1 protein-coding gene is annotated in these 631 nt (G+C 26.6%); it reads left to right on the top strand.

The window, feature by feature from the left end; translation table 11 throughout:
• A partial coding sequence (locus HMPREF0077_RS10070) for a coiled-coil domain-containing protein (protein ID WP_004837920.1) occupies positions 1-631 on the top strand: 631 nt, incomplete at both ends.

Here is a 631-nt window from a genome sequence, read left to right as displayed (position 1 = left end):
ATGTTGAATATAGACCAAAACAAAATCCATTTTACGAAAATCATTTTGGTTTTAACGGAAATCAAGGATTTAAATCTATTCCTAATGGATTAAGGTATGAAAATAGAGAGTTTGTCTTTGATAAGAATGTAGATAGTGTAGAACTTGAATTTGATTATAACAATGATATGTATCAAGGAAAGATGAATATATACAATCCAAATAAATATTCCATTGATACTCAAACAGATATAACAGGGCAAGATATTGATGAAAAAGATAACAAGATTGATGATTTAACTAAAAACATTAAGGACTTGGAAAATCAGATCAAAGACTTAAATGATAAGAAACAAGAAGACCAATCAAAGATAGATGAATTAAAGGAAAAGTTAGAATCTTGCAAAGATAATGGAGAGAAACTAAAACAAGAAAAAGCTAAGTTAGAAGAAGAAATTAGAGATAAAGATAATAAGATTGCTCAATTGAATAAAGAAATTGAGAAACTTAAAAATTCTAACAATGATGAACTAATAGCAGAAATTACTCAGTTTAAAGATGAATTAAAAAGATTACAAGATGAAAATGCAAAACTAAAAGAAGATTATTCATCTACAAAATGGGAGTTAGAAGCTGAGAAAGAAAAGAGCGA

This window comes from Anaerococcus tetradius ATCC 35098 (genome assembly GCF_000159095.1).
Classification (GTDB): domain Bacteria; phylum Bacillota; class Clostridia; order Tissierellales; family Peptoniphilaceae; genus Anaerococcus; species Anaerococcus tetradius.
This window is presented reverse-complemented; position numbering and strand designations above follow the sequence as displayed.